Origin of the sequence: Nocardioides sp. CPCC 205120, from assembly GCF_048654585.1 — a bacterium.
In the GTDB taxonomy this organism is placed as follows: domain Bacteria; phylum Actinomycetota; class Actinomycetes; order Propionibacteriales; family Nocardioidaceae; genus Nocardioides.
Genome location: NZ_JBMCYY010000001.1, coordinates 771,746 through 793,452, shown reverse-complemented (window position 1 = coordinate 793,452; position 21,707 = coordinate 771,746). Strand labels below are relative to the sequence as shown.

At 71.1% G+C, this 21,707-nt stretch carries 23 protein-coding genes; 5 read left to right on the top strand and 18 right to left on the bottom strand.

What is annotated here, in order from left to right:
• Positions 1–42: 42 nt before the first annotated feature.
• Positions 43–393 (bottom strand): hypothetical protein, encoded by a 351-nt coding sequence (locus tag ACOACO_RS03730; RefSeq protein WP_420294906.1) that lies wholly within the window; start codon positions 391–393, stop codon positions 43–45.
• A gap of 800 nt (positions 394–1,193) precedes the next feature.
• On the opposite strand from ACOACO_RS03730, the gene ACOACO_RS03725 reads away from it, so the two are divergent.
• Both ACOACO_RS03725 and ACOACO_RS03720 read left to right on the top strand, forming a co-directional pair.
• Positions 1,194–2,054 (top strand): hypothetical protein, encoded by an 861-nt coding sequence (locus ACOACO_RS03725; RefSeq protein WP_420294905.1) that lies wholly within the window; start codon positions 1,194–1,196, stop codon positions 2,052–2,054.
• Positions 2,055–2,211: 157 nt separating this feature from the next.
• On the top strand, positions 2,212–2,511 hold the full coding sequence (locus tag ACOACO_RS03720; RefSeq protein WP_420294904.1) for a DUF6980 family protein: 300 nt from the start codon (positions 2,212–2,214) through the stop codon (positions 2,509–2,511).
• A gap of 87 nt (positions 2,512–2,598) precedes the next feature.
• Here the strand turns inward: ACOACO_RS03720 and ACOACO_RS03715 are convergent, their stop codons facing one another.
• The 6 genes from ACOACO_RS03715 to ACOACO_RS03690 form a co-directional block, all read right to left on the bottom strand.
• Positions 2,599–3,036 (bottom strand): hypothetical protein, encoded by a 438-nt coding sequence (locus ACOACO_RS03715; RefSeq protein ID WP_420294903.1) that lies wholly within the window; start codon positions 3,034–3,036, stop codon positions 2,599–2,601.
• A gap of 190 nt (positions 3,037–3,226) precedes the next feature.
• Positions 3,227–4,387, bottom strand: coding sequence for a hypothetical protein (locus ACOACO_RS03710; RefSeq protein WP_420294902.1), 1,161 nt, complete (start codon positions 4,385–4,387; stop codon positions 3,227–3,229).
• Positions 4,388–4,592: 205 nt separating this feature from the next.
• Complete coding sequence (locus tag ACOACO_RS03705; RefSeq protein WP_420294901.1) at positions 4,593–4,913, bottom strand: hypothetical protein; 321 nt, start codon at positions 4,911–4,913, stop codon at positions 4,593–4,595.
• A 182-nt stretch (positions 4,914–5,095) separates the two neighbouring features.
• The gene (locus ACOACO_RS03700) at positions 5,096–5,689 is read right to left on the bottom strand and encodes a hypothetical protein (RefSeq protein ID WP_420294900.1); all 594 of its coding nucleotides are present in this window, start codon (positions 5,687–5,689) and stop codon (positions 5,096–5,098) included.
• On the bottom strand, positions 5,686–6,192 hold the full coding sequence (locus ACOACO_RS03695; RefSeq protein WP_420294899.1) for a SigE family RNA polymerase sigma factor: 507 nt from the start codon (positions 6,190–6,192) through the stop codon (positions 5,686–5,688). Before ACOACO_RS03695 ends, ACOACO_RS03700 begins: the two co-directional genes overlap by 4 nt.
• Positions 6,193–6,404: 212 nt before the next feature.
• Positions 6,405–7,001 carry a DUF4396 domain-containing protein gene (locus ACOACO_RS03690; protein WP_420294898.1) on the bottom strand — a complete coding sequence of 199 codons (597 nt, stop codon included), beginning with the start codon at positions 6,999–7,001 and terminating at the stop codon, positions 6,405–6,407.
• A 901-nt stretch (positions 7,002–7,902) separates the two neighbouring features.
• Here ACOACO_RS03690 and ACOACO_RS03685 point away from each other — a divergent pair.
• The gene (locus ACOACO_RS03685) at positions 7,903–8,547 is read left to right on the top strand and encodes a DUF305 domain-containing protein (RefSeq protein WP_420294897.1); all 645 of its coding nucleotides are present in this window, start codon (positions 7,903–7,905) and stop codon (positions 8,545–8,547) included.
• Positions 8,548–8,798: 251 nt separating this feature from the next.
• Here ACOACO_RS03685 and ACOACO_RS03680 read toward each other — a convergent pair whose 3' ends face one another.
• The 4 genes from ACOACO_RS03680 to ACOACO_RS03665 form a co-directional block, all read right to left on the bottom strand.
• On the bottom strand, positions 8,799–9,137 hold the full coding sequence (locus ACOACO_RS03680) for a cupin domain-containing protein (protein ID WP_420294896.1): 339 nt from the start codon (positions 9,135–9,137) through the stop codon (positions 8,799–8,801).
• Between the two features lie 180 nt (positions 9,138–9,317).
• Positions 9,318–9,869: a Dps family protein gene (locus ACOACO_RS03675; protein ID WP_420294895.1), complete on the bottom strand. Its 552-nt coding sequence runs from the start codon at positions 9,867–9,869 to the stop codon at positions 9,318–9,320.
• Positions 9,870–10,033: 164 nt separating this feature from the next.
• Positions 10,034–12,016 (bottom strand): M13 family metallopeptidase, encoded by a 1,983-nt coding sequence (locus tag ACOACO_RS03670; protein WP_420296292.1) that lies wholly within the window; start codon positions 12,014–12,016, stop codon positions 10,034–10,036.
• 42 nt (positions 12,017–12,058) lie between these two features.
• Entirely contained in the window at positions 12,059–13,030 is a 972-nt protein-coding gene (locus tag ACOACO_RS03665; protein ID WP_420294894.1) for an NADPH:quinone oxidoreductase family protein, read from the bottom strand.
• 44 nt (positions 13,031–13,074) lie between these two features.
• Here ACOACO_RS03665 and ACOACO_RS03660 point away from each other — a divergent pair, with 44 nt between their 5' ends.
• Positions 13,075–14,055 carry a hypothetical protein gene (locus ACOACO_RS03660; protein ID WP_420294893.1) on the top strand — a complete coding sequence of 327 codons (981 nt, stop codon included), beginning with the start codon at positions 13,075–13,077 and terminating at the stop codon, positions 14,053–14,055.
• A gap of 13 nt (positions 14,056–14,068) precedes the next feature.
• Here the strand turns inward: ACOACO_RS03660 and ACOACO_RS03655 are convergent, their stop codons facing one another.
• The 7 genes from ACOACO_RS03655 to ACOACO_RS03625 form a co-directional block, all read right to left on the bottom strand.
• Positions 14,069–15,322, bottom strand: a complete 1,254-nt coding sequence (locus ACOACO_RS03655; protein ID WP_420294892.1) for a M15 family metallopeptidase — start codon at positions 15,320–15,322, stop codon at positions 14,069–14,071.
• A gap of 85 nt (positions 15,323–15,407) precedes the next feature.
• A complete protein-coding gene (locus tag ACOACO_RS03650) occupies positions 15,408–16,091 on the bottom strand; it encodes a hypothetical protein (protein ID WP_420294891.1) in 684 nt (227 codons plus the stop codon).
• Positions 16,092–16,111: 20 nt separating this feature from the next.
• Positions 16,112–16,738, bottom strand: coding sequence for a TetR family transcriptional regulator (locus tag ACOACO_RS03645; RefSeq protein WP_420294890.1), 627 nt, complete (start codon positions 16,736–16,738; stop codon positions 16,112–16,114).
• Positions 16,739–16,748: 10 nt separating this feature from the next.
• Positions 16,749–17,486 (bottom strand): DUF4184 family protein, encoded by a 738-nt coding sequence (locus tag ACOACO_RS03640; RefSeq protein WP_420294889.1) that lies wholly within the window; start codon positions 17,484–17,486, stop codon positions 16,749–16,751.
• Between the two features lies 1 nt (position 17,487).
• Positions 17,488–18,780, bottom strand: a complete 1,293-nt coding sequence (locus ACOACO_RS03635; protein WP_420294888.1) for an NAD(P)/FAD-dependent oxidoreductase — start codon at positions 18,778–18,780, stop codon at positions 17,488–17,490.
• Positions 18,781–18,824: 44 nt separating this feature from the next.
• A complete protein-coding gene (locus ACOACO_RS03630; RefSeq protein ID WP_420294887.1) occupies positions 18,825–19,016 on the bottom strand; it encodes a ferredoxin in 192 nt (63 codons plus the stop codon).
• Between the two features lie 100 nt (positions 19,017–19,116).
• Positions 19,117–20,592, bottom strand: a complete 1,476-nt coding sequence (locus ACOACO_RS03625) for a fatty acid desaturase (protein ID WP_420294886.1) — start codon at positions 20,590–20,592, stop codon at positions 19,117–19,119.
• A gap of 179 nt (positions 20,593–20,771) precedes the next feature.
• Here ACOACO_RS03625 and ACOACO_RS03620 point away from each other — a divergent pair, with 179 nt between their 5' ends.
• Positions 20,772–21,704 carry an asparaginase domain-containing protein gene (locus ACOACO_RS03620; protein WP_420294885.1) on the top strand — a complete coding sequence of 311 codons (933 nt, stop codon included), beginning with the start codon at positions 20,772–20,774 and terminating at the stop codon, positions 21,702–21,704.
• The last annotated feature ends 3 nt before the right edge of the window (positions 21,705–21,707 follow it).

The following is a 21,707-nucleotide window of genomic DNA, read 5'->3' as shown; positions in this document are numbered from 1 at the left end:
GGGAACATCGACGAGTTCGCTGTCGCCGGGCGCTGGCTCAGCTCAGCCGGGGTATGGCAGCGACTCGAACCACTCCCTTGCCGAGTAGAGATCTGTGCCTGGGGCATCCCGCAACAGGATCCAGCGGTCGACGTGAGTAGGCCAGATGTGATCGATCTCGAAGCCGTCAAGCTCGTCGGCAGGGACAGCGAAGACGTACTGCTCCTCGAACTGGGCCAGCGAAGTGTCGAACGGCGGAGCGACGACGATCTGCAGGTAGGAGTCGACTCGGGTTTGGCGCTTGCCCCAGGGGCCGCGGGTTGTCGGGAGGTTGATAGCTCGTACCGCGCCGACCGGGCGTCTGTCTCGTCGGTCTCCCAGGTAGTAGAAGGTTGGTGGATCGGCCGACGTCATGGCCCGAGGCTAGGCCCGGAGCGGCTGAACAGCTTTCCTGTGCCCCCGGGGACGCGCGAGCGCCCAGCGTTTGGGGGTCTCGACCCTCGCCGACCGGCGGGCGGCTCAGAACCCTCGATCATTGAAGGCGGCTCAGAAACGGGTAGTCCTAGGCGCACGAGTTGAGAGCCGCGCACTGGTGCCCGATCCGGGCGCGAGTCAGAATCGAACGATTCTGGCCTCGGAAGGCACGACCGTTCCCGAACTTGGTGCGACGGACTTGTTGACCGCCGGAAGGTCGAACCAGCAAATCTCGGCGCCCTGATCTGGCTGCGTTCCCGGCTAGAAACAGCTAGCGAAGGCCCCGATCGGAGCGAGGTCTCCCTGATCGCGCCCGTCCAATCTCGATCGCGATGATCACGAGCGCAATAGCAGCTAGAGCACCTGCCATCCATCTGCTCAGCGAGCTCTCGCCGTAGAAAGCCAAGACCACACCGATCACGAGAATCACTACCTGCCCGCCGATTCTCAGCTTCTGTCCATCGGACACGTCAAGACCCCCTAAGTCGTGTCGAACGCAACCTCGGACGGATCTTGCCACGAGCAGTGCAGGCGGCTAATTGGCAACATCGATACCCCGCGAGAGAGAACCTGCCCGAGCCAAGTTGCACTGCGGCTCACAAACCACCGTTTGTGAAGCATGCTTGGCTCAACACACGTGGTTGGGGCTAGCGCCCCTCTAGGGTCCAGACGTGCCTGCTGTTGTCCATGTTCACTCCCCAATACCCGTACACACCCGGGCGCGTCTTGCGCTCTCATCGGTGGAGACCGTCGGTATCACCGAGCCGCTCCTCGATCGGGACTACCAGTGGCTAGGAAGCTGGTTCAAGAAACACCCGAAGACGGAGCTGTGGGCGCACGACGCAGGCGGTCCCGACCTCACTGACCTAGCGTTTCTGCGGTGGTTCCACGACCTGAACCGGCTGCGGCTGGACTTGGCAAATCTGACCGACCTCAACCAGCTCGACCACTTGCCCGACACTCTCGGGGCGCTCGACGTTGGACGTTCTCGACGGGAACCTTCGCTACGCCCTCTGCGGCGGTTCGCGCAGTTGCGGCGCCTTGGCCTCGAACGCCAACACCGCGACATCGACACCGTGCGCGAACTGCGTCAGCTGGAGGACATCAGGCTCCGCTCACTCACCCTCGACACGCTTGACACGCTGGGCGAGATGAACCACCTCCGCCGCCTTGAGATCGCTTTCGGCGGAACGAAGAACATCACGGCAGTCCAGGACATGTCATCACTGCGCGATCTCGAGCTCGTCCAAATTCGTGGCTTCACTGACCTGGGTCCAGCGGCCAACAACGAGCATCTCGGCACACTCAGTGTCTTCGGAATGCCGCACGCCGCGCTCCCCCAGGATTGGACCCGCGCCCGGGGACTCCGGACTCTCACGATTAACACCATGAAAGGCGTCGCGGACCTGCGACCGCTCACGACGGCCCCATCCCTCGTCGAGGTCAACCTGATCGCCATGCAGCACCTACGTCCCGAGGATCTCCGGCCGCTGCTCGACGTCCCCGGCCTTCAACGGGTCTGGTACGGCCTCGGATCGGACAAGAAGAACCACCAAGCCGCCGCTGTCTTGGGTCACCTTGCTCCCCGGCAGTGGCGCTGACCCGCCCCTAGTCCGTCCGACTCCGCCCCCGCCGACAGCCCGGCACACGGCACCCTAGGACGACTCTCAGGTCCTTGCCGCAACTACCCCGCCCCACCCCAGGAGCTGATCGCCCGTGACAACTGATCACAACCTTCCACCGCACTCCTGCGTTCCGATGACCAGGAACCTCGAAGAGGGACCTCTCAGGTACGACTCGAAGGAGCGTGCCTACTTCTTCGTCGTGCGCGCCCCAGGGGCCGAGGGTGCGTTCTCGGTCGTGCAAAACATCTTCTTCTGCCCGTGGTGCGGACAACGCTTGCCAACGGATCTGCGAGATCAGTTGTACGACGAGCTCGAGGAGCTGTTTCCTTCTGAGGACCTGGACTTCTGGAAGCGGCAGCGCCTGGCGCCCGCGAGGTTCCACAGCGGCGAGTGGTGGTACGGACGATACGACGACTCGGGGCGGCGTCTGTGACCTGACTGCGAGCCGAGCGCTGGGGCAAGCCCCGGCGCGGGTCAGAAACCAACGATTTCGAACCGCGCTGCGCTGGACCGTTGAGACCTACCTGTTCCAGCAGGGGTCGTCCAGCCATTCGTCGATGCTGCCGGCTTGAACCACTGTCTCGCCCGACCCGTCGATCTTCATGACCTGCCCGGGCTCGATGGCCCGCCACACAGCCACGGAGCCTTCCGGACCATCGAGGGACTCTTGGTTCGAATCGGTCCAGCCGTAGATCCCCACAAGCCTGTTCGGCGTCACCTCGTCGAAAGCAAGAGGCGCTCCCGCCCGGTCTTCCAAGATCCAGCTACTGGCATCCGTGACCTCGCCTGCGGCATCGATCTCGAGGAGGACGTTCTCGCTCGCGCCTTCCGCGTCGCTGTCCTCAAAGCCGTAGACGGTGACGCCATCTAGCGGCCCGCCACCGTCGCACAGCTTGACGTGGGCCTGCAGGGTGCCATCGTCGCCGCGCACAACGGCAACTTCCCCGACCGAGGGCACCGAGCACCCTTGGACGGACGCAGTTGCTGCAACAACGAGAACGCCTGTCCGGATCCATCGCACCAGAGTGATCACTACGTTCCCCACGCCCAGCGGCAGTCGTCGGACTGGTCCTTCCAAGGTAGTCGGCGCTACGGCTCGCCGTGCTCACAACCGACCAGTTCTGGACCAGGCCGGTTGCTGACCGGAATTAAGGGCGCAAGGCCGTAGGTAGGTGGCGGGCTTGTTTGAGTGGAATGGGGAGCTCACTCCCGTCGTAGCCAGGCTCGACGCAAGCGAAGAGATCGGCGGGGACCCATTGATCGAGCGCCTTGAGCTCGACGCCTCGACGAGGCGAGTCGGAAGCCTCGTACATCAACCCGCTGCTGTACTGCGTCACGCGGTCCTGCGGCAGTGACGCCGCTGCGTCACGGTAGTGCGCACCGAACCAGGTCCACCATGCGGGGACTGGTGAGAGCCCCAGCCAGCGCTCGTTCCGAAGTGGGCTGATGCGCTGCTCGGTGGCACTGTCGGACATGAGCGACCGGCCAGACCAGATGTGTCCAGCCGTGACCTCAGCTGTGGCGTAGAAGGCTGGAAGGTCGCTAGCCAGAGCGGTGAACAGCCGACGCACGGCGGATCGCCAACCGGGCTCTTCGAGCGGGTCCGCCAAGAACGTCAACGACATGCTCCAGAACGGCTCGCGGGCGCCGCGATCGCCGCCGCTCTCGAGGTAGCCACCAGTGCACGGTGGCGAGCCGGAGGTGAACAGCGCCCAATCTGCTTCCCGCCACGCGGTGATGAAACCGCTTGCCCCCACCTTGGCGAGCTTCCCGCGGAGAGGCTCGTAGTCACCAAACCGCTGGGGCAGAGCTTCAGGCAGAAGACGCTCGGCCGCCGCGATGAACACTTCGGCCGGTTCAGCAGCAAAGTCTTCACGCAGGCAGTACCAACCCAAGTCAACGGCCCGGATGCGCGATTCGCGTTGAGGGCGTTCCACGGTTCGCGTCCCGGCGGGCGCCCACATCTCATCTGTCTGCAGGTCCAGAACTGCTCCACCGCAGTGGCGCGCCAGACGTCGAGCGAAACGTACTGCGTGAGGGATATCGGCTGCTGCCGAGCCTTCCACCAGGATGTCGTAGCGATAGCTGACGCTCAGAACCGCGACGTCGACCTCACTGGGAACGTCGTCAGCGTCGATATCGTGCGGACCCTCGACCGAGAAGGCGTACCGCCCGCGTCCACCCCGCACGACCGTGACCTGGCCAGCAGCCACCTGACTAACGGCCAGCCCGCGCCCCTCCCCCACCAGTCCAACGAACGCGTCGCCCTCGGCCGTGTGAGGAACAAAGACCTGCAGGTCGTAAGACATGACCGAAATCCTGCCAGCCTTCACCGCCGAAGATCCCCGCAAAGCGATGTACCTGTAGGCGCAATTGCGCGGCGCCACCGGCACGTCCGAGGCTGCGCACCGGCCCCAGAACGAACGAATACGGACCACCTGCCACGCGCCCATCGACCTCACAGAGCGTGGTCGGCCAGCGGGGGCCCGTTTCACCTTCCGTCGTCTGGGAGCGTTAGTGGTCGCCTACGAAGTAGAGAAGGACGGCTCCGGACTCGGACTCCCACACACGTCCGACCCACTGCAGGTCCGTCGCTGGGGGCGGCGCGCCCGTCACGAGACGAGGCTCGATCTCGTTCCAGGTCGACACTGCATCGCTGCCGTCGAACCAGGTCAATCCGTCGGGATAGACGTCAGTGACGACGTCGGCACCCGCCCCCACTAGCTCGCGGCCGTTCTTGCGCTTCACTCGCACCGAGGTTCGGCGATAGACCATTCCGGCCCGGGATCGCAAGGCGCCGTCTGGAAGAACTTCTACCGTCTGGTGGCTGGGCACCCGGCGACCGTAACGGCTCACAACCCTCGTTCATCCGCGCCGGATCGGAACTGCCTTGTCTTAAGCACATGAGTTTCGAACCGCACGCCGAGACAAGCCCCAACGTGGGTCAGAAACGAACGATCGAGAGCCGGTCGCCCAGACTGTCGGAACCCCACAATCGAGGCCCGGTGCAGGGGCGTCTACCTTGTGCTCACGTCGGTGATCGCGCAGGGCTCGGCCCAGCGAATGGTCACGAGGACCTCGGTGTTCGAGGTCAGATCGATGGTGCGCTGGCATGAGTCGGTCGGCGGGTCCAGGTAGTCGCAGTTGCCGTGGCAGGGTCGAGTTGCGACGGTGATGAGGTAGGAGCCTGCAGTCAGGTCGGTCCACGACATCGTGGAGCCCACCTCGACAGGGTCGCCGCCCCTCGGCGCTCCGGCGTCTGGTGCAGCGGGAACGACGGCCACCTCGATCAGGGCTCCTTCCGTGTAGGCGAGGGGGAGATCGGCCAGTGTGGAGCGCACCGTGAGCGTGTGCGTCGCCACGGCCCCGTCGCCCGTCGAGGCGGCGCCATCCGCGGGGCCGAGCGGGGCGCCGCTGCTCTGGAGGAATTGAACCGAAGTCACCCCTCCGGCGAGGACGAGCGCGGTGGCTGCCGCGATGCCCGTGATCGTGGCGCGTCGCCGCCGGCGGCGGGCGGCGCGCCCGGCAACCAGCAGCTCACCGATGGGGGCCGGTCGGACCGGAATCTCCTCGAGCAGACGATCCAGTGCCGGCTGTGCGTTGTCGTTCATCGCGTGCGCCCTTCTGAGAAGTCGTCGAAGTGCGAGCTGACGGCGAGCTGTGCCAGGGCTCGCGACAGTCGGCTCTTCACCGTGCCGGGCGCCACGCCCAGGATCTCGGCAGTCTGCTGCTCGCTCAGGTGGCCGTAGTAGCGCAGAACGATCACCTCGCGGCTGATCTTGTTGAGCTCGCCGAGCGCGCGGCGAACTGCGTCAACCGTGTCGATTCCGCTGGCGAAGTCGGGGGCAGCAACTTCGGGAAGCACCTCGGTGGGACGTTCACCCCACCACCGGCGCCGGCGATTGTCGCGGTGAGAGTTCAACAGCATGCGGTAGACGTAGGCGTCGCGGTCGCCTGCCTCCTGTAGCTTGCGCCACCCCTTGTAGCACTTCAGGAGCGTCGTCTGGGCCAGGTCGTGGGCCTCCTCCACGTCGCAGCCCAGCATCACTCCCGATCGGACGAGGACGCCCCACCTCGCAGCGACGAACTCGGAGAAGTCTCGATCCCGCTCCACCGCTCCCCCTCGCCCTCAGCCGTCGTTCGTACGACGAGGTGTCAGACCCGCCGGTTCCATCACCGACGCGTCTTGGTCAGTGTGATCACGGCAGACTTCGTCGCGTTCCCGAGGATCAGCAGCTCCGAGTCAGCCGCACCAGATCAGCTCAACGGCTACGGCAGCTGCTGCTCGGCTCACAAACCACCGATTCTCCCCGGGCCACGTCGACGTCACATGTGAGATATGGGTCCCGACACCACGTGGGCGGGTGCGCCGCCCCCAGTGCTCAGCTCGTCGGCGACCGACACGACCAGGCCTCCGAACATGAAGGCGGCGATGACGCCCACCAGCACCGGTGTCTCCAGGGAGGGGATGTAGCGACGCGCGCCGGTCACCTCGCCGGCGGCGTGGTGATAGCGGTGGGTGAGGGCGTGACCCTTGCCGCGCGCCAGCAGGTAGCGGTTGACCGGGTACGCGGCGAAGAACGCCACCGTGAGCGCAAACATCATCGCGAGCCAGAACGTGCTGTTGACGAGGCCCGTGTCCATCGCCCCGGGAACGAGCGCCATGACGGCGTTGTCGACGAGCTCCATCGTGGCGATCGAGAGGGTGTCAGCGGCGAGCACGACACCGAGCGCGGTCCCCACCCCGAGGCCCGCCTTGAGCAGCGGGAGCGTCGAGAGCAGGTAGCCGAACAGGAACGCGAGACTGACGGCGAGCACGATCGTCCACCCGGCGCTCAAGCCGACCGCCGTACCGATCATCAGTCCGGCGATCTCCCCGATGGCGCACCCGGTGAGGCAGTGCAGGGTCGCGCTGACCGCCATCGACCGCGAACTCCCAGACCCACCCTGGTGGTCGTGGTGGTCGTGGTGGTCGTGGTGGTCGTGGTGGTCGTGGTGGTCGTCGTGGTCGTCGTGGTCGTGGTGGTGCGGCGCTTCGCTCATCTCTTCTCCAACCTCAGCGATTGAGTCGTCCTCACTCTACATACCCCCCGGGGGTATCCTCTCGAGTGTGTGAGCGGTTCCGTAAACTGCGGGGTGGAGGAGGTGAGCCCCATGACGAGCGCCGGCGGGTGCCTTCTTCGTCGCGGCCCTCGTCCCGGCGGGTCTCGGAGCCGGCTGACTCAGCGGCACACCCCTTCCCCGCTTCGACGCCGTCGCCTGGCTCTTGTCGTGATCGCTGCAATCGCGTTCGGGATCCTGGGCATGCACGCCCTCACCACCAAGGACATCGACGGGCCACCAGGGCACACGACAGCCCCAAGCGCAACGCACGCGCCGCTACCCGCCCTCGACACGACTCACCACAGTGCCTCCTCGACAACAATTTCAGGGCCATCGCAGGTCACCATGGCCGCCCAACACGCAGAGGAGACACACGCCCCCACCGCCGGCCAAACCGACCGCGACGCCGGTCACGGGGCACATGGGGACGGCGGGGCGGAACACGTCATGATGCTCTGCGCCGCGATGCTCGCAGCCGCTGCTCTCCTCGCCCTGGGCGCTCTCGCCTGCAGGCTCCCGCGGTTGTTGGCGGTACTGGCCCCCGCCGTCATCAGGCAGATCACCCGCAGGGTCACACCAACAGGCACGGGCCCGCCTGCGGTGTGGAGGTTCTCGATCATCAGGTGCTGACAGGCGTTGCGTCACCCCGGCCCTCGGGTACTCCCCTGCGCCGGCGGTGACGACGACCGACCACCGTCAGACCTGAACCAGGAGAACCTCCATGCGCAACCGCTACACCACCCGTCGAGCCGTCACCGCTCTCGGGCTCGGCCTGTCCCTCAGCCTCACCGCAGCAGCGTGCGGCACCGACGACGGAGGATCCGAGAGCTCCTCCGAGACCTCGACCACCGAGCACAACGACGCCGACATCGCATTCGCCTCCGCCATGCTCCAACACCACGCCCAGGCCCTCGTCATGGTCGACCTCACCGAAGGCCGCAACCTCGATCCCGCGGTCCACCAGCGGGCCGAACAGATCCGGGCAGCCCAGGCCCCGGAGATCGAGACCTTCACCGACTGGCTCGTCAACTGGGGCGAGGAGGTTCCGGAGACGATGCGCGACCACGTCAACGGCGGCCACAGCGACCACGATTCCGGCGATGCGACGGACTCGATGGAGGGCATGGACCACGAGATGCCCGGCATGATGTCGGCCGAGGAGATGAGCGCCCTGGAGGCCGCACCCGACGGCCAGTTCCAGACACAGTGGCTGGCGATGATGGTCGAGCACCACACCGGCGCAGTAGAGATGACCGAAGCCGAGCAGGAGAACGGCCAGTTCCAGCCCGCCATCGACCTCGCCGCCGACATCGTCGCGTCCCAGACCGCCGAGATCGAGACCATGCGGGCCCTGCTCAACTCCTGACCCAAAGCGGCAACAAGTCCGCACCGCCACGAGGGTGCGGTCCGGGATGTGACGAAGGGCGCGGCACGATCACCACACACGCGATCGTGCCGCGCCCCCCGCACCTGGCCACCGGGCCGGTCGCCCGGACCCACCGGCTATGGGCTCACAACCCCCGACCATTCCCGCCGGCTCACGACCTGCCCACCGGCAGGACACCAGCTCCGAACCGGGCAACTCAGGGCCTTCAATCTCTCCCGGCCACCGCGTCGTCAGGCGCAGATCGCGATGAGGTCGCAGCCCTCGTCGCCGGCGATGACGTAGCGGGTGGCCTCCTTCGACACGGAGACGAAGTCGCCGACACCGATCGGGGTCGGTTCGTCGTCGACCACGACCCAGCCGGACCCCCGCACGACCGCGTAGACGTCCTCGGCCCCGTCGTCCAGGTGGTCGTGGGGCACGGTCCGCTCACCGGCGGGCAGCTCGACCTGGTACACCCCGAACGCCGACACCCCGAGGTGCTCGGTGATGCGCTTGTCGAACGCGCTCGTCGCTGGGTGAGGGCCGCGACCCGGGGCGATCGATGACGCGTTGACGATGGAGAAGGCCATGCCGGCCAACCTAGCCGTCACCGCCATGCCTCTCGACGCACGACGACGCCGACCGCAGCGTGTGCGGTCGGCGTCGAGTCGTGGGTGGTGCGGCGAGGTCGTGGAGCCGACCCGCGGCTCGCCGGCGTCGCGTCGTACGCACTTCACCGTGGGCGGGACCGGCGAACCCGAACGGGATCGTCAGCCGTCGGTGCGCGCGGCGTCGGTGGCGTCGTGCTCCGACGTGGCGCCCGTGGTGGAGAGGCGGCCGCCGATGTCCTCGAGGTGCGCCCGCACGAACCACTGGAACTTCTCGAGCTCGGCCGTCTGGCCGATGAGGAGGTCCTCGGTGATGGGGTCGAGCTCGCCGGCGAGGGCGATCGCCTTGCGGTTGTCCTCCACCACGCCGTTGTAGACGAGGTCGAGGGCGCCGAGGTGGGCCAGCGCGGTGTCGCGGCCGACCGAGTAGTCGTCCCACGTGCGGTCGGCGACGACGGAGCCGGGGGTGCCCTTCGGCGAGCCGCCCAGCGTCGCGATGCGCTCGGCGACGTCGTCGGCGTACCCACGAACGAGCTCGACCTGCGGGTCGATCATCTCGTGGACGGCGATGAAGTGCGGGCCCACGACGTTCCAGTGGACGTGCTTGAGGGTCAGGTGGAGGTCGTTGTAGGCCGACAGCCGGGCCTGGAGCGAGGCGACGAGGTCGTTGACCTGGTCGGTGGACAGGCCGGGGACGGTGTACTTCACGTTCATGCGCGTTCCTCTCGGTGAGGCCGCGCCGTCGTACGACGACGCGGGGGGTCCGTTGCTCTCCTCCACCGTGCCACGAGGGGCCAAGATCTCCACAGGAACCTCAACAAGCTGGGGAGAAGAGGTCGCGCGACCGGTACCCGAGGGACCGCCGGCCACCCGGCCCGTCACCAGATCCGCACGCGCTCCGACGGCTCGAGCCACAGCCCGTCGCCCGGCTGCGTGCCGAACGAGGCGTGGAACTCGTCGAGGTTCCGCACGATGTTCGCCCGGAACTCCGGCGGGCTGTGCGGATCGATCGTCAGGTACTGCCGCTCCTGGGCCTCGCGACGCTTCGTGCGCCACACGTGGGCCCAGCTGAGGAACAGGCGCTGCGAGCCGGTCAGCCCGTCCGCGTCGAGCTCGGTCGCCGGCCCGCCCTCGGGGTCGAGCCCGAGGGAGATCAGGTAGGCCTTGTGGGCGATCGTCAGCCCGCCGAGGTCGCCGATGTTCTCGCCGACGGTCAGCGAGCCGTTGACGTGCTCCTCGGGCATGTTGCGGGGGCTGAAGCCGTCGTACTGCGCGATCAGCGCCCGGCTCTTCACCTCGAACGCCGCACGGTCGTCGGCGGTCCACCAGTCCTCGAGGTTGCCGGCGCCGTCGTACTGCGAGCCCTGGTCGTCGAAGCCGTGGCCGATCTCGTGGCCGATGACCGCGCCGATGCCCCCGTAGTTCTCCGCCGGGTGGGCGTCGGGCGAGAAGAACGGCGGCTGCAGGATCGCGGCCGGGAAGCAGATCTCGTTGGTGCCCGGGTTGTAGTAGGCGTTCACCGTCTGCGGGAGCATGAACCACTCGTCGCGGTCGACGGGGGCGCCGATCTTCGCGAGCTCGCGGTCGGTCTCGAACGCGGCCGCGGCGGCCACGTTGTCGACGAGGTCGTCGGGGACCACGACGAGGTTCGAGTAGTCGCGCCAGCGCACCGGGTAGCCGATCTTCGGCGTGAACTTGCCCAGCTTCTCCAGCGCCCGCTGCTTCGTGCCGTCCGTCATCCAGTCGAGCGTGAGGATCGAGCGGCGGTACGCCTCGACGAGGTTCGCGACCAGCTCGTCCATCTTCTCCTTCGCCACCGGCGGGAAGTGGCGCGCGACGTACTCGCGGCCCACCGCCTCGCCGAGCGCGCTCTCCGTGAAGGAGACGCCGCGCTTCCAGCGGGCCCGCAGCTCCGGCGTACCGGACAGGGTGCGGCCGTAGAAGTCGAAGTTGGTGCGCACCATCTCGTCGTGGAGGTAGGCGCCGAAGGCGCGCAGCACGCGCGTCGTCAGCCAGGTGCGCCAGCTCTCGATCGGCACCGCCTCGAGCACGTCGGACAGGTGCGCGAGGTACGACGGCTGCTTGACGACCGTCTCGGCCAGCAGCTCGTCGGCGCCGCTCGCCGCGCCCGAGAGGTTCCGCGCGTAGACCTCCCAGTCGAAGGCCGGGCACAGCTCGGTCAGCTCGGCGAAGGTCAGCCGGTTGTAGGTCTTCTGGATGTCGCGCGTCTCGGCCCGCTCCCAGTGGCCGTGCGCGAGGCGCCGGTCGAGCGCCAGCACCGTCTCGGCCGCCTCCTCGGGGGCCTCGTGGCCGACGAGGGTGAGCACGCGGGTCAGGTAGGCCAGGTAGGCCTCGACCTGAGGCGCGAACTTCTCGTCGCGGTAGTAGGACTCGTCCGGCAGCCCCAGCCCGCCCTGGTAGACGTGGAAGAGGTAGCGGTCGGAGTCCTTCGCGTCGGTGCTGACGTAGGCCCCGAAGAACCCGGTGCCGCCCACCCGCTCCAGCTCGCCGACGAGCGCGGCCAGCTCGCGCAGGTCGCGCAGCCCGGCGACGGCGTGCAGGTAGGGCTGGATCGGGTCGAAGCCCTTGGCCTCCACCGTGTCGGTGTCCATGAACGAGCGGTAGGCCGCGCCGATCTTGGCCGCGTCCGGGTCGAGCGTCGCGGGGTCGGCGGCGGCGTACTCCTCCACGATCGCCCACACCTGCTCCTCCGCGGTGTCGGCGAGCGCGACGAACGGGCCCCAGCTCGAGCGGTCCTCCGGGATCTCGCTCTCCACGAGCCACCGACCGTTGACGTGACCGAAGAGGTCGTCGGTCGGTCGGACGGCGGGGTCCATGCCTGCACGGGCGGCGTCGAGCATCGTCACGGGCCCACCCTAGCCACGGGGGCTCAGCGCCCCCGGTCAGCGCACGCGGACGACGACCTTGCCGGTCGCGCGCCGCTCGTCGAGGTCGCGCAGGGCCTGCGCGGTCTCCTCGAGGGGGTACGTCGCGCCCACCGGCGGCTTGAGCGCGCCGCTGCGCAGGTGGGGCAGGAGGTCGGCCCACTGCTCGGCGACGTACGCCGGGTGGAACATCACGAACGCGCCCCAGCCGACGCCGCGCACGTCGGTGTTGCCCAGCAGCAGCCGGTTGACCTTGATCTCGGGGATGCCCTGGCCGGCCGCGAAGCCCACCACGAGCAGGCGGCCCTCGGGGGCCAGGGAGCGGACGGAGTCGAGGAAGGCGTCGCCGCCCACGACGTCCACGACGAGGTCGACCCCGCGCCCGCCGGTCAGCTCCTTCACCGCGTCCTTGAAGCCGTCGAGGAGCACGACGTCCTCGGCGCCGGCCGCGCGGGCGACCTCGCCCTTCGCCTCGGTCGACACGACGGCGATCGGGCGGGCCCCGAAGGCACGCGCGACCTGGATGCTCGCCGTACCGACCCCGCCGGCCGCGCCGTGCACCAGCACCGTGTCGCCCGCCTGCAGGCCGCCGCGGCGCAGCAGCGCGAAGTGGGCCGTCAGGTAGTTCATCGGCAGCGCCGCGCCCTCCTCGAAGGAGAGCTCGCCGGGCAGCGCCATCACGAACGGCGCGGGCGCCACGAACAGCTCGGCGGCAGCCCCGTGCCCGGCGACGGCCACGACCCGCTGGCCCTCGGTGAAGCCGGAGCCCTCCGGGGCGCTGACGACCGTGCCCGCCACGTCGGTGCCGAGCGCGAACGGCGGCTCGGGCCGCACCTGGTACTCCCCCCGGCTCATCAAGAGGTCGGGGAAGGCGATGCCGGCCGCGTGCACGGCGATCAGCACGTCGTCGGGTCCGGGGGTCGGGTCGGGCAGCTCGCCCGCGGTGACGTCGTCGGGGCCGGTGGGCGTGGTCACGATCGCTGCGCGCATGGTCCGGAGGTTACCCACGGGTCCGGGTGGGGAGGGAGGGGTCCATGTCGACGGACCTCCACCTCCCGGTCGCGGACACGAGCACCGGGACCACCGCCGCGCAGGTGCTCGCCGGGATCGCCGGCGCCGCCGCCCTCCCCGCCGTCGTGCTCGTGGGCGCGCCGGCGGGCCGCACCGGCGTCGTGATGACCGGGATCGCGGTCGTCCTCACCACGCTCGCGGTCGGCTACCTGGTCGGTCGCCTCGACGTGCCCGGCGGCGGGACGCTGGCCGGGCTCGCCCTCGTCGTCGCCGTGCCGCTCCTGGCCCTCGCCGTGACCCTGGCGGTCGTGCTCACCCCCGCCGACCCCGGTACGGCGGCCCTCGCCGCCGCCGCCCCGGTCGCCGTGCTCGCCTCGCTGGTCGCGACGCTGGGCGTGCGCACCCTCGTGGTGGTGCCCGTCGGGCCGGCCTTCCTCTCGTGCGTGGGCTGGGCGGGCGTCGCCGTCGTGCTCGGCGCGGCCTGGACGCCGCTGCTGCTGGGCCAGCAGGTCGCCGCCGAGCACCGCGCGACGCTCACCGGGCAGGTGCAGGCGACGGGGGTCACGCCGTACCTGCCCGAGCTGGAGGGGTACGACGTGGTGGACGTCCGCGTCAGCACGCCCCCGCCCGGGGCGGACGGCGCCGTCACGGTGGCGATGGACTACCGCTCCGAGGACCGGACGAGCCCCGGGGGGACCCTGTCGTCCTACGTCTCCATCCAGCTCGAGCCGTCGGGGCGCGACGCCTGCGCCGCGCTGACCCCGCTCGCGGAGGACTGCGTGGACGGTCCCGACGACAGCGTGGTCCTCGAGGACCACGGCCGGGTCGAGGTGGCCCTGGAGCGCGACGGCGCCCTCGTCCTCGCGAGCAGCGAGGACGTCGACCGCGACACCCTCGTCGAGGCCCTGGTCGACGCGCGCGCCCTCACGCCCGCCCGGCTCGTGCGTGCCGCGTGCCCCGGCGTCGACGGCGAGGCCGGCGCGACGACGTGCGTCGCGGACTGAGGCCCCGCGGGCCTCAGCGGGCCTCGACGAGCTGCGCGAGCTCGAAGTGCATGGGGTCCGTGTAGCCCCAGTCGCCACCCCAGGCGAAGCCCCACTTCTTGAAGATCTGCACGACGGAGCGGTCGATGTCGCCGACCATCCCGCGCTGGTTGCCCGAGACGTTGAGGTCGACGGCGATGCCGAAGGAGTGCAGCGACGGCTGGGTGGAGCCGGCGATGAAGCGCGGGTAGTAGCACCCGGCGTACTCCTCCGGGTCGATCTTGTCGGCCAGCCCCCGCTCGACGACCTCGCGGAGCGCGGCCTCGAGCTGCGGCAGCATGACGCGGTGGCAGGTGACGCTGCCGAGGATCGGTACCTGGGCGGTGCGGATGTTCTCCGCCACCCACGACGGGTCCGGGGCGAGGCGCCCACCGTCGAGCACCCGGTAGTTGAACGTGCCGACGGCCGCCGCGACCGAGCCGCCGGTCAGCACCGCGGTCTGCTGCACCGACACGTCGAGGTCGGGGCCGAGCACCTGAACCGAAGCGCCGTCGCCGGCCGCCTCCTGCAGCGCGGCACGCACCTCCTGCGGCGACGTCAGGCCGGTCGCGACGAGCACCGCGTTGTCGTCGGGGATGCCCAGCGTCTCGCCCCAGCGCTTGTTGACCACCGCCTGCACGCGGGTGACCTGCGGCGCCAGCGCGCCCACGTGCAGGTCGGGGGCGTCGTCCTCGTTGCCGAGGCGCACGAACCCCTCCTCGTCGCGCAGCAGCTCTCCGACGTCGGCCTGCAGCGCGACCTCGCCGGCCGCCACGCGCGTCCAGATGGTCTCGAGCTGGGCACTCTCGGCCGGGGTGAACCGCCGGTACGACGCGGGGTCGACCGCCGCGACGGTCAGCACCTGGTCCTCCACCGGCACCTGGGCCAGGCCGATCGGCTCCGCGGCCTCGACGCCGGGCAGCGCGCGGATCTCCTCGAGGGTCTCCTCGTCGATCGCGCCCTGGGTGGAGACGAGCATGTCGGCGCCCAGGAGGCTCTCGCCGAGCGGGCCCGGCGGGTCGACGGCGTGCTCGGCCATCGTCGCGAGGCGCGGGTCGGGGCCCGCGTCACCGGCGGACGACGCGGCGGACGGCTCCGCGCTCGGGTCGTCGGTGGGCGTGCCCGCCACGGCCTCGGTCTCGGTCTCGGCCTCGGAGCTCCCCGCGCAGCCCGCGAGCACGACGGCCAGCGCCAGCCCCGCCGCTCCCGCGGCGACCCGGCGTGGCCGCACGCGGCGTGACCTCGTCATCTGCTCCCCTCCCGACCCTCGAGAGTACCGCCCGGTAACGCGCGTCACACGCGGTTCGCGGAACGGCCCTGCGGCCCCACCCGGCTCAGGGCAGCGGCGGCGGGTCGACCGCCTGGGCCGGCTCGGCGGGCGCCTCCGGACCGGCGTCCGCCGAGGTGCCGTCGACGGTGCCGCCGCGCTCGTCGCTGTCGAGCACCGCGTCCAGCACGACCCGCACGGCGCGGGCGAGCTCGGGGCGGGGCACCACGTCGTACGACGGCACGTGGACGAAGCCGGTGCGGGCGGCGGACGGGTCGTCGAGGCGGCCGTGGGCGTGCTGCAGCAGGAAGAAGACGTGGTTGCAGACGAAGCGGCCGGCGTCTTGCGAGGGGGCCTCGGGCACCCCGGCCGCCCGGAGCGCGGCGTGCACGGCGGCCAGCGGCAGCGACGACGGCTCGGTCGGGGCGGCGCCGGGCACCACCGGCTCGCCCTGCGGCTGGTCGCCGGCGTTGTCGGGGATGCGGGCGCTCTGCTCGTTGACGGCCAGCGTCTCGGGGGTGACCGCGTCGCGGCCCAGCGCGAGGCCGAGGGCGACGACGACGTCGGGGCGGTGCTCCGCGAGCAGCGCCTCGAGCGCGGTGCGCGACCCGGCGTACTCCACCGGCAGCACGGCACTCACGAGCCGCTCGGGGCGGTCCCATGCCTCGGCGACGAGCGGCAGCACGTCGCCCGACGGGTTGACCGGCTCGTCCGCGAACGGCTCGAAGCCGGTGAGGAGGACGGTCGTCACGGAGCGGGTCACCGGGCCCGTCACGGCGCGGCGGGGGCCGGGTCGATCGCGAGCACCCGCGAGGCCACCCAGACGACGTCGGCGGCGGTCTCGGCCGGGGTGCCGCTCGGCTGCATGACGTGGCTCAGCATCGAGCGCACGACGACGTCGACGACGACCTCGCGCTGGCGGGGGGTGAGGTCGAGGTCGTACGGCGCGATCCGGTCGCCCAGCATCGTCTTGGCCGTGGTGAGCAGCGACTCCGCGTGCGTCGTCAGCAGCGGCAGCAGCTCGGTCTCCGCGCCGTGGGTGGCCGAGACGACGGCGTGCAGCAGCTCGTTGTCCTGCGCCAGCTCGAGGATCCCGCGGCAGGCCTCGCCGACGGCGGCGAGCAGGTCGTCGGGGTGGGCCTCGAACGCGCGGTCGACCTCGGCGAGGAAGCGGGCCAGCTCGTTGAGCACCATCGCCTCGGCGAGGTCGGGCTTGCCGCCCACCTCGTTGTAGACGGTCTGGCGGCTGACGCCGACGGCGGCCGCGAGGCGCGCCATCGTGACCTTCGCCCACCCGTCGGTGCTCGTCAGGTGGGCCGCGGCCGCGAGGATCCGGTCGCGCAGCGTCGGCGCGCCCGCACCGGTGCCCGGGGACTCCCAGCTGGGTGCGGCGGCCATGCGTCCGATCCTAGGCGGCGGGGGCCCTGCGGCCACGGCCGGCGGGGGCAGCCCGGGTCACCCACCAGGCCACGACGAGCAGCACGAGCGCGACCGCGGCAGCCGCCCCGCCCCCCTTCACCGCGTGGGTCAGCACCACCTCGGGGCCGCCGAAGGCGTCGAGGCCGATCTCCCCCACGTCGCGGGTGGCGAGCGCCGCTCCTGCCAGCCCGGCCGCGACGAGGAGACCGGACGCGGCCAGCACCCGCCGGCGGTACGGCGGCACGAGGGCCCCGCGGGGACGCCGCAGCACGACGTACCCGAGGACAGCGAGGAGGCCGACGACCGTGCTCGCGTGCTGCAGCCAGCGGGCGAGGTCGGTGAGCGCGTCCCACGCCAGGTGGGTGGCGACGCCGAGCGCCGCCGACACGACGAGCCAGCCGGCGGTGGCCAGCCGGGAGCGCGGGGCGCCGGTGGACCCGGCCGTCCCCGCCCCGGTCGTCCACAGGAGCGCCGGACGAGCGACGAGCCACGCCACCCACAGGACGAGCGACACGGGCAGGGTGACCGTCAGCGCGCCCAGCACGTCGTGGGTGGTGGTGGCGTTGGTCAGCGGCTCGTACCAGGACCCAGCCGAGACGCCGACGCCGCTCGCGCGGACGAAGTAGGGCACGTCGGGCGCGACGGCCCCGGCGACGAGCGCGGCGGGGACGAACGGGGGTCGCAGCAGCGGCAGCACCGCCGCCGGGTGGGCGAGGGTGAACGGCACGTCAGGCGCGGGCGCGGGCGGCGGCGGCCGTGGTGGTGGCGAACTCGACCGCCTCGTCCCACGGGCCGCGGTCGGCGATGCGCTTGCGCAGCTTCATCACCTGGCGCGGCAGGTCGATGACGAAGGCACCCGCGACCACGTCGCCGCGGCGGTAGAGCGCCACGAGGCCCCCGCCGTCGGCGAGGTCGTCGACGACGACCCGCACCTCGTCGGCGCGGGGGGTGCCGACGAACTGGAGGCGGTGGTCGTACCAGTCCGACCAGAAGTACGGCACGGTCACGACCGGCTGGGCGGCCGCCGGGTCGAGGGCGTGGCGCGCGGCGGCGGCGCCGTGGTCGGCCGCGTTCGTCCAGTGCTCGAGGCGGTGGTGCTCGCCGTCGTACAGCGGGTTGGCCACGTGCGCCACGTCGCCCGCCGCCCAGACGCCGGGCACGTTCGTCGCCATCGTCGCGTCGACCACGACGCCACCGTCGGCCTCGTGCAGCGCGACGCCGCTGCCCTCCAGCCACTCGGTGGCCGGCCGCACGCCGATGCCGAGCACCACGAGGTCGGCGGGCAGCACCTCGCCGTCGTCGAGCCGTACGCCGGTCACCCGCCGCCGCCCGTCGTGCTCCTCGGTCGCGAGCCCGGCGACCCCGGTGCCCAGGCGCAGGTCGGTGCCGGCGGCGCGGTGGATCTCGGCGCACGCGGCGCCCACGTCGGGCCCGATCGAGCGGGTCAGCGGGAGGTCGAGCGCCTCGACGACCGTCACGGGCAGGTCGCGCTTGCGGGCGGCCGAGGCGACCTCGGAGCCGATGAAGCCGGCCCCCACCACGACCACGCGGGCGCCGGCCTCGAAGGCGTCGCGCACCGTGCGGGCGTCGTCGAGCGTGCGCAGCTGGGTGACGCCCTCGACGGGACCGTCGACGGCCGGGTCGGTGCCCGGGAGCCAGCGCGGCCGCGAGCCGGTGGCGACGACGAGCGCGTCGTACGGCACCCGGTCCTCGCCGAGCAGCACCTCGCGGGCGCCGGTGTCGAGGCCGGTGGCACGCACGCCGAGGCGCAGGTCCACGCCCAGCTCGGTGCGCAGCACCTCCTCGGTGCGGAAGTGCGCCGCCTCGCCTGCGCCGCGCTCGCCCTCGACACCCAGGAACGCCTTGGAGAGCGGCGGACGGTCGTACGGCGGGTGCACCTCGTCGCCGATCAGCACGACCTCGCCGTCGAAGCCGGTGCGGCGCGCGGCCTCGACCGCGCGGAGACCGGCCAGCGAGGCGCCGACGACGACGAGACGGCGTACCGGGGTGGGGGTGCTCACCGGGTCAGTCTGGCAGCCGGGCCGGTGCGGACGGGCCGGCCCGCTCAGCCCTGCAGGCTGAGGGCCAGGACCGGGCAGGCGTCGACGGCGGCGGTCAGGTCGCCCCGGTGCTCCTCGCCGGGCGCGTCGTCGAGCACCTCGACGGTGCCCTCCTCGTCGACCTCGAAGAAGTCGGGGGCCATGGCCTCGCACATGCCCAGGCCCTCGCACTTCGTCAGGTCCGCGACGATCCTCATGCTCTTCTCCTCCATCGGGGGTCTCGTGGTGGCAGCGCCAGGCATTCCGTGGCGCTGCCACCACGAACGGGGGACGGGTCGGACGGGGGTCGAACGGGGGTCAGACCGCCTCGGCGCCGAGCGGCACGAAGTCGACCTTGTCGCGCACGCCGCAGTCGGGGCAGGTCCAGTCGTCGGGGATGTCGTTCCAGGCCGTGCCGGCCGCGAAGCCCTCGCGCTCCTCGCCGGCCGCGACCTCGTAGGTGTAGCCGCAGCCGGGGCAGCGCGCGGCCAGCACCTCGTCGACGCCCGCCAGGTCGACCCGCGCGGTGTCCTCGAGGATGCGCTCGGCCTCCGCGACCGCGTCGGCCTCGGCCTGACGGATCGCGGCGGCGCGCGCGCCGTACCGCCGCTCGATCGCGGCCCGCTTGCCGGGCTGGATGTTGATCCGGTCGAGGTCGCCGCCGACGTGGATCAGCACCCGCTCGTCCATCACGCGGCGCCACAGCGGGGGCACGGCGGCGAGCACGATCATCCCGGCGTACCCCGTCGGGAGCACCGGGGACTCCTCGAAGTCGCGCAGCGTCTGGTAGCGCCGCGTCGGGTTCGCATGGTGGTCGCTGTGGCGCTGCAGGTGGTAGAGCAGCACGTTGGTCGCGATGTTGTTGGAGTTCCACGAGTGCTGCGGCAGCACGCGCTCGTAGCGCTGCTTGCCGGCGCGGCCGACGGTGGCGCGCAGCATCCCGTAGTGCTCCAGGTAGTTGACGACCTCCAGCAGCGAGAAGCCGATCACGGCCTGCAGCACGAGGTAGGGCAGGATCCCGACGCCGAGCCAGGCCACGAGGGCGCCCCACAGCACGACCGACATGAGCCACGCGTTGAGCACGTCGTTGCCGAGGTGGAACGGGTGCGTGCCCTTGCGGCGGTAGCGCTTCGCCTCGACCTCCCACGCGCTGCGCAGCGAGCCGAGCACGGTGCGCGGCCAGAACCGGTAGAAGCTCTCGCCCATCCGCGAGCTCGCCGGGTCCTCCGGCGTCGCGACGCGCACGTGGTGGCCGCGGTTGTGCTCGATGTAGAAGTGGCCGTAGAAGCTCTGCGCCAGCGCGATCTTGCTGAGCCAGCGCTCGTTGGCCTCCTTCTTGTGGCCGAGCTCGTGGGCGGTGTTGATGCCGATCCCGCCGATGCAGCCGATGGAGACGGCGATGCCGACCTTGTCCCACGTGTCGAGCGAGCGGCCGAACAGCTCGCCGCCGGCGATCATCCACATCGCCGCCACGAACCCGGCGTACTGGATCGGCAGGAAGAGGTAGGTGATCCAGCGGTAGTAGCGGTCCTGCTCCAGCTGCTCGATCACGTCGTCGGGCGGGTTGGAGCGGTCGAGGCCGGTCATCAGGTCGATCGCCGGGACGATGACGAGGATGACGACGGGCCCGAGCCACAGCCACACGCCCCAGCCGGTCACCAGCCACGCCGCGATGGCGACGAACGCCAGCGACGGCACCACGAGGCCGATGAGCCACAGGTACCGCTTCCGGTCCCGCCACTGCTCCGTCGAGCCCTCCGGGACGGTCCCGGTCACCCTGCCCACGTCGGTCATCTGGCCGCTCCTCACGCTGGTCCGAGGCGTCGGTGTGGTCGCGCTCACATCCGACGGTTGACAAACCTAGGACAGATGTAAAGCGATTGACAAGAGGGGACCGGATGTAAAGCCGGGCCGTCCGTGCCCGAGCGGCCGCCGTGGTGGGATGACGACAGGTACGACGGAGGGAGCGGGCCGTGGGCACGGTCGCGGTGGTCACGACGGGCGGCACGATCGCGAGCGTGCGGGACGCCGACGGCACGAGCGCCCCGGCGCTCGCCGCCGCCGAGCTGCTGGCCGGCGTCGCGGTGCCCGCCGGCACCGAGGTGCGCGTCGTCGACCTGCTGGCCGCCGACTCGTCGGTGCTGACGCTCGCCGACATGCAGGCGATCAGCGACGCGGTGGGCACCGAGCTGGCACGCCCCGAGACGGTCGGCGTCGTGGTCGTGCACGGCACCGACGCGATGGAGGAGACGGCGCTGCTCCTCGACCTGCAGCACCGCGACCCGCGCCCCGTGGTCGTCACCGGGGCCCAGCGCACCGCGGACGACCCGGACGCCGACGGGCCCGCGAACCTCCGCACCGCTCTCGCCCTCGCCGCAGGGGCCCCCGAGACCCGCGGCGTGCTCGTCACGATGGGCGGTCGGGCGCTCCCCGCGGCGGGCACGACGAAGCGCAGCACGGTCGCGGTCGACGGCTTCGCCCACGAGCCCGGCGGCGCGCCGCTGCCCCACCTGCCCGCCCCGGTCGGCGGCGTGCGCGTCGACCTCGTCGCCGTGCACCCCGGCGGCGACGCCACCCACCTCGACGCGAGCCTCGCGGCCGGCGCCCACGGCGTCGTGCTCGCGGGGCTCGGCTCGGGCAACGCGACCCCGGCGGTCGTTGCGGGCGTGGCGCGCTGCACCGCGCGCGGCGTACCGGTCGTCGTCTCCACCCGCGTGCCCGAGGGGCCGCTGTCCCCGGGGTACGGCGGCGGTGGCGGCGGGCACGACCTCGTCGCGGCCGGCGCGGTGCACGCGCACGTCCTGCGGCCCGGGCAGGCCCGCGTCCTGCTGGCGGCGCTGGTGGCCGCGGGCGCCCCGGACGCGCAGGTGCGGGCGGCGTTCGGCCCGCCCGCCCCGCGCGGCTAGGGC

Bases quoted from the DNA above. Each gene is read 5' to 3' on its own strand.
- ACOACO_RS03700 (WP_420294900.1), bottom strand. From the start codon at position 5,689: ATGAACGACAACGCACAGCCGGCACTGGATCGTCTGCTCGAGGAGATT.
- ACOACO_RS03630 (WP_420294887.1), bottom strand. From the start codon at position 19,016: ATGAGGATCGTCGCGGACCTGACGAAGTGCGAGGGCCTGGGCATGTGC.
- ACOACO_RS03680 (WP_420294896.1), bottom strand. From the start codon at position 9,137: ATGGCCTTCTCCATCGTCAACGCGTCATCGATCGCCCCGGGTCGCGGC.
- ACOACO_RS03625 (WP_420294886.1), bottom strand. From the start codon at position 20,592: ATGACCGACGTGGGCAGGGTGACCGGGACCGTCCCGGAGGGCTCGACG.
- ACOACO_RS03685 (WP_420294897.1), top strand. From the start codon at position 7,903: ATGCGCAACCGCTACACCACCCGTCGAGCCGTCACCGCTCTCGGGCTC.
- ACOACO_RS03645 (WP_420294890.1), bottom strand. From the start codon at position 16,738: ATGGCCGCCGCACCCAGCTGGGAGTCCCCGGGCACCGGTGCGGGCGCG.
- ACOACO_RS03665 (WP_420294894.1), bottom strand. From the start codon at position 13,030: ATGCGCGCAGCGATCGTGACCACGCCCACCGGCCCCGACGACGTCACC.
- ACOACO_RS03710 (WP_420294902.1), bottom strand. From the start codon at position 4,387: ATGTCTTACGACCTGCAGGTCTTTGTTCCTCACACGGCCGAGGGCGAC.
- ACOACO_RS03655 (WP_420294892.1), bottom strand. From the start codon at position 15,322: ATGACGAGGTCACGCCGCGTGCGGCCACGCCGGGTCGCCGCGGGAGCG.
- ACOACO_RS03675 (WP_420294895.1), bottom strand. From the start codon at position 9,869: ATGAACGTGAAGTACACCGTCCCCGGCCTGTCCACCGACCAGGTCAAC.
- ACOACO_RS03660 (WP_420294893.1), top strand. From the start codon at position 13,075: ATGTCGACGGACCTCCACCTCCCGGTCGCGGACACGAGCACCGGGACC.
- ACOACO_RS03730 (WP_420294906.1), bottom strand. From the start codon at position 393: ATGACGTCGGCCGATCCACCAACCTTCTACTACCTGGGAGACCGACGA.
- ACOACO_RS03720 (WP_420294904.1), top strand. From the start codon at position 2,212: ATGACCAGGAACCTCGAAGAGGGACCTCTCAGGTACGACTCGAAGGAG.
- ACOACO_RS03670 (WP_420296292.1), bottom strand. From the start codon at position 12,016: ATGCTCGACGCCGCCCGTGCAGGCATGGACCCCGCCGTCCGACCGACC.
- ACOACO_RS03690 (WP_420294898.1), bottom strand. From the start codon at position 7,001: ATGGCGGTCAGCGCGACCCTGCACTGCCTCACCGGGTGCGCCATCGGG.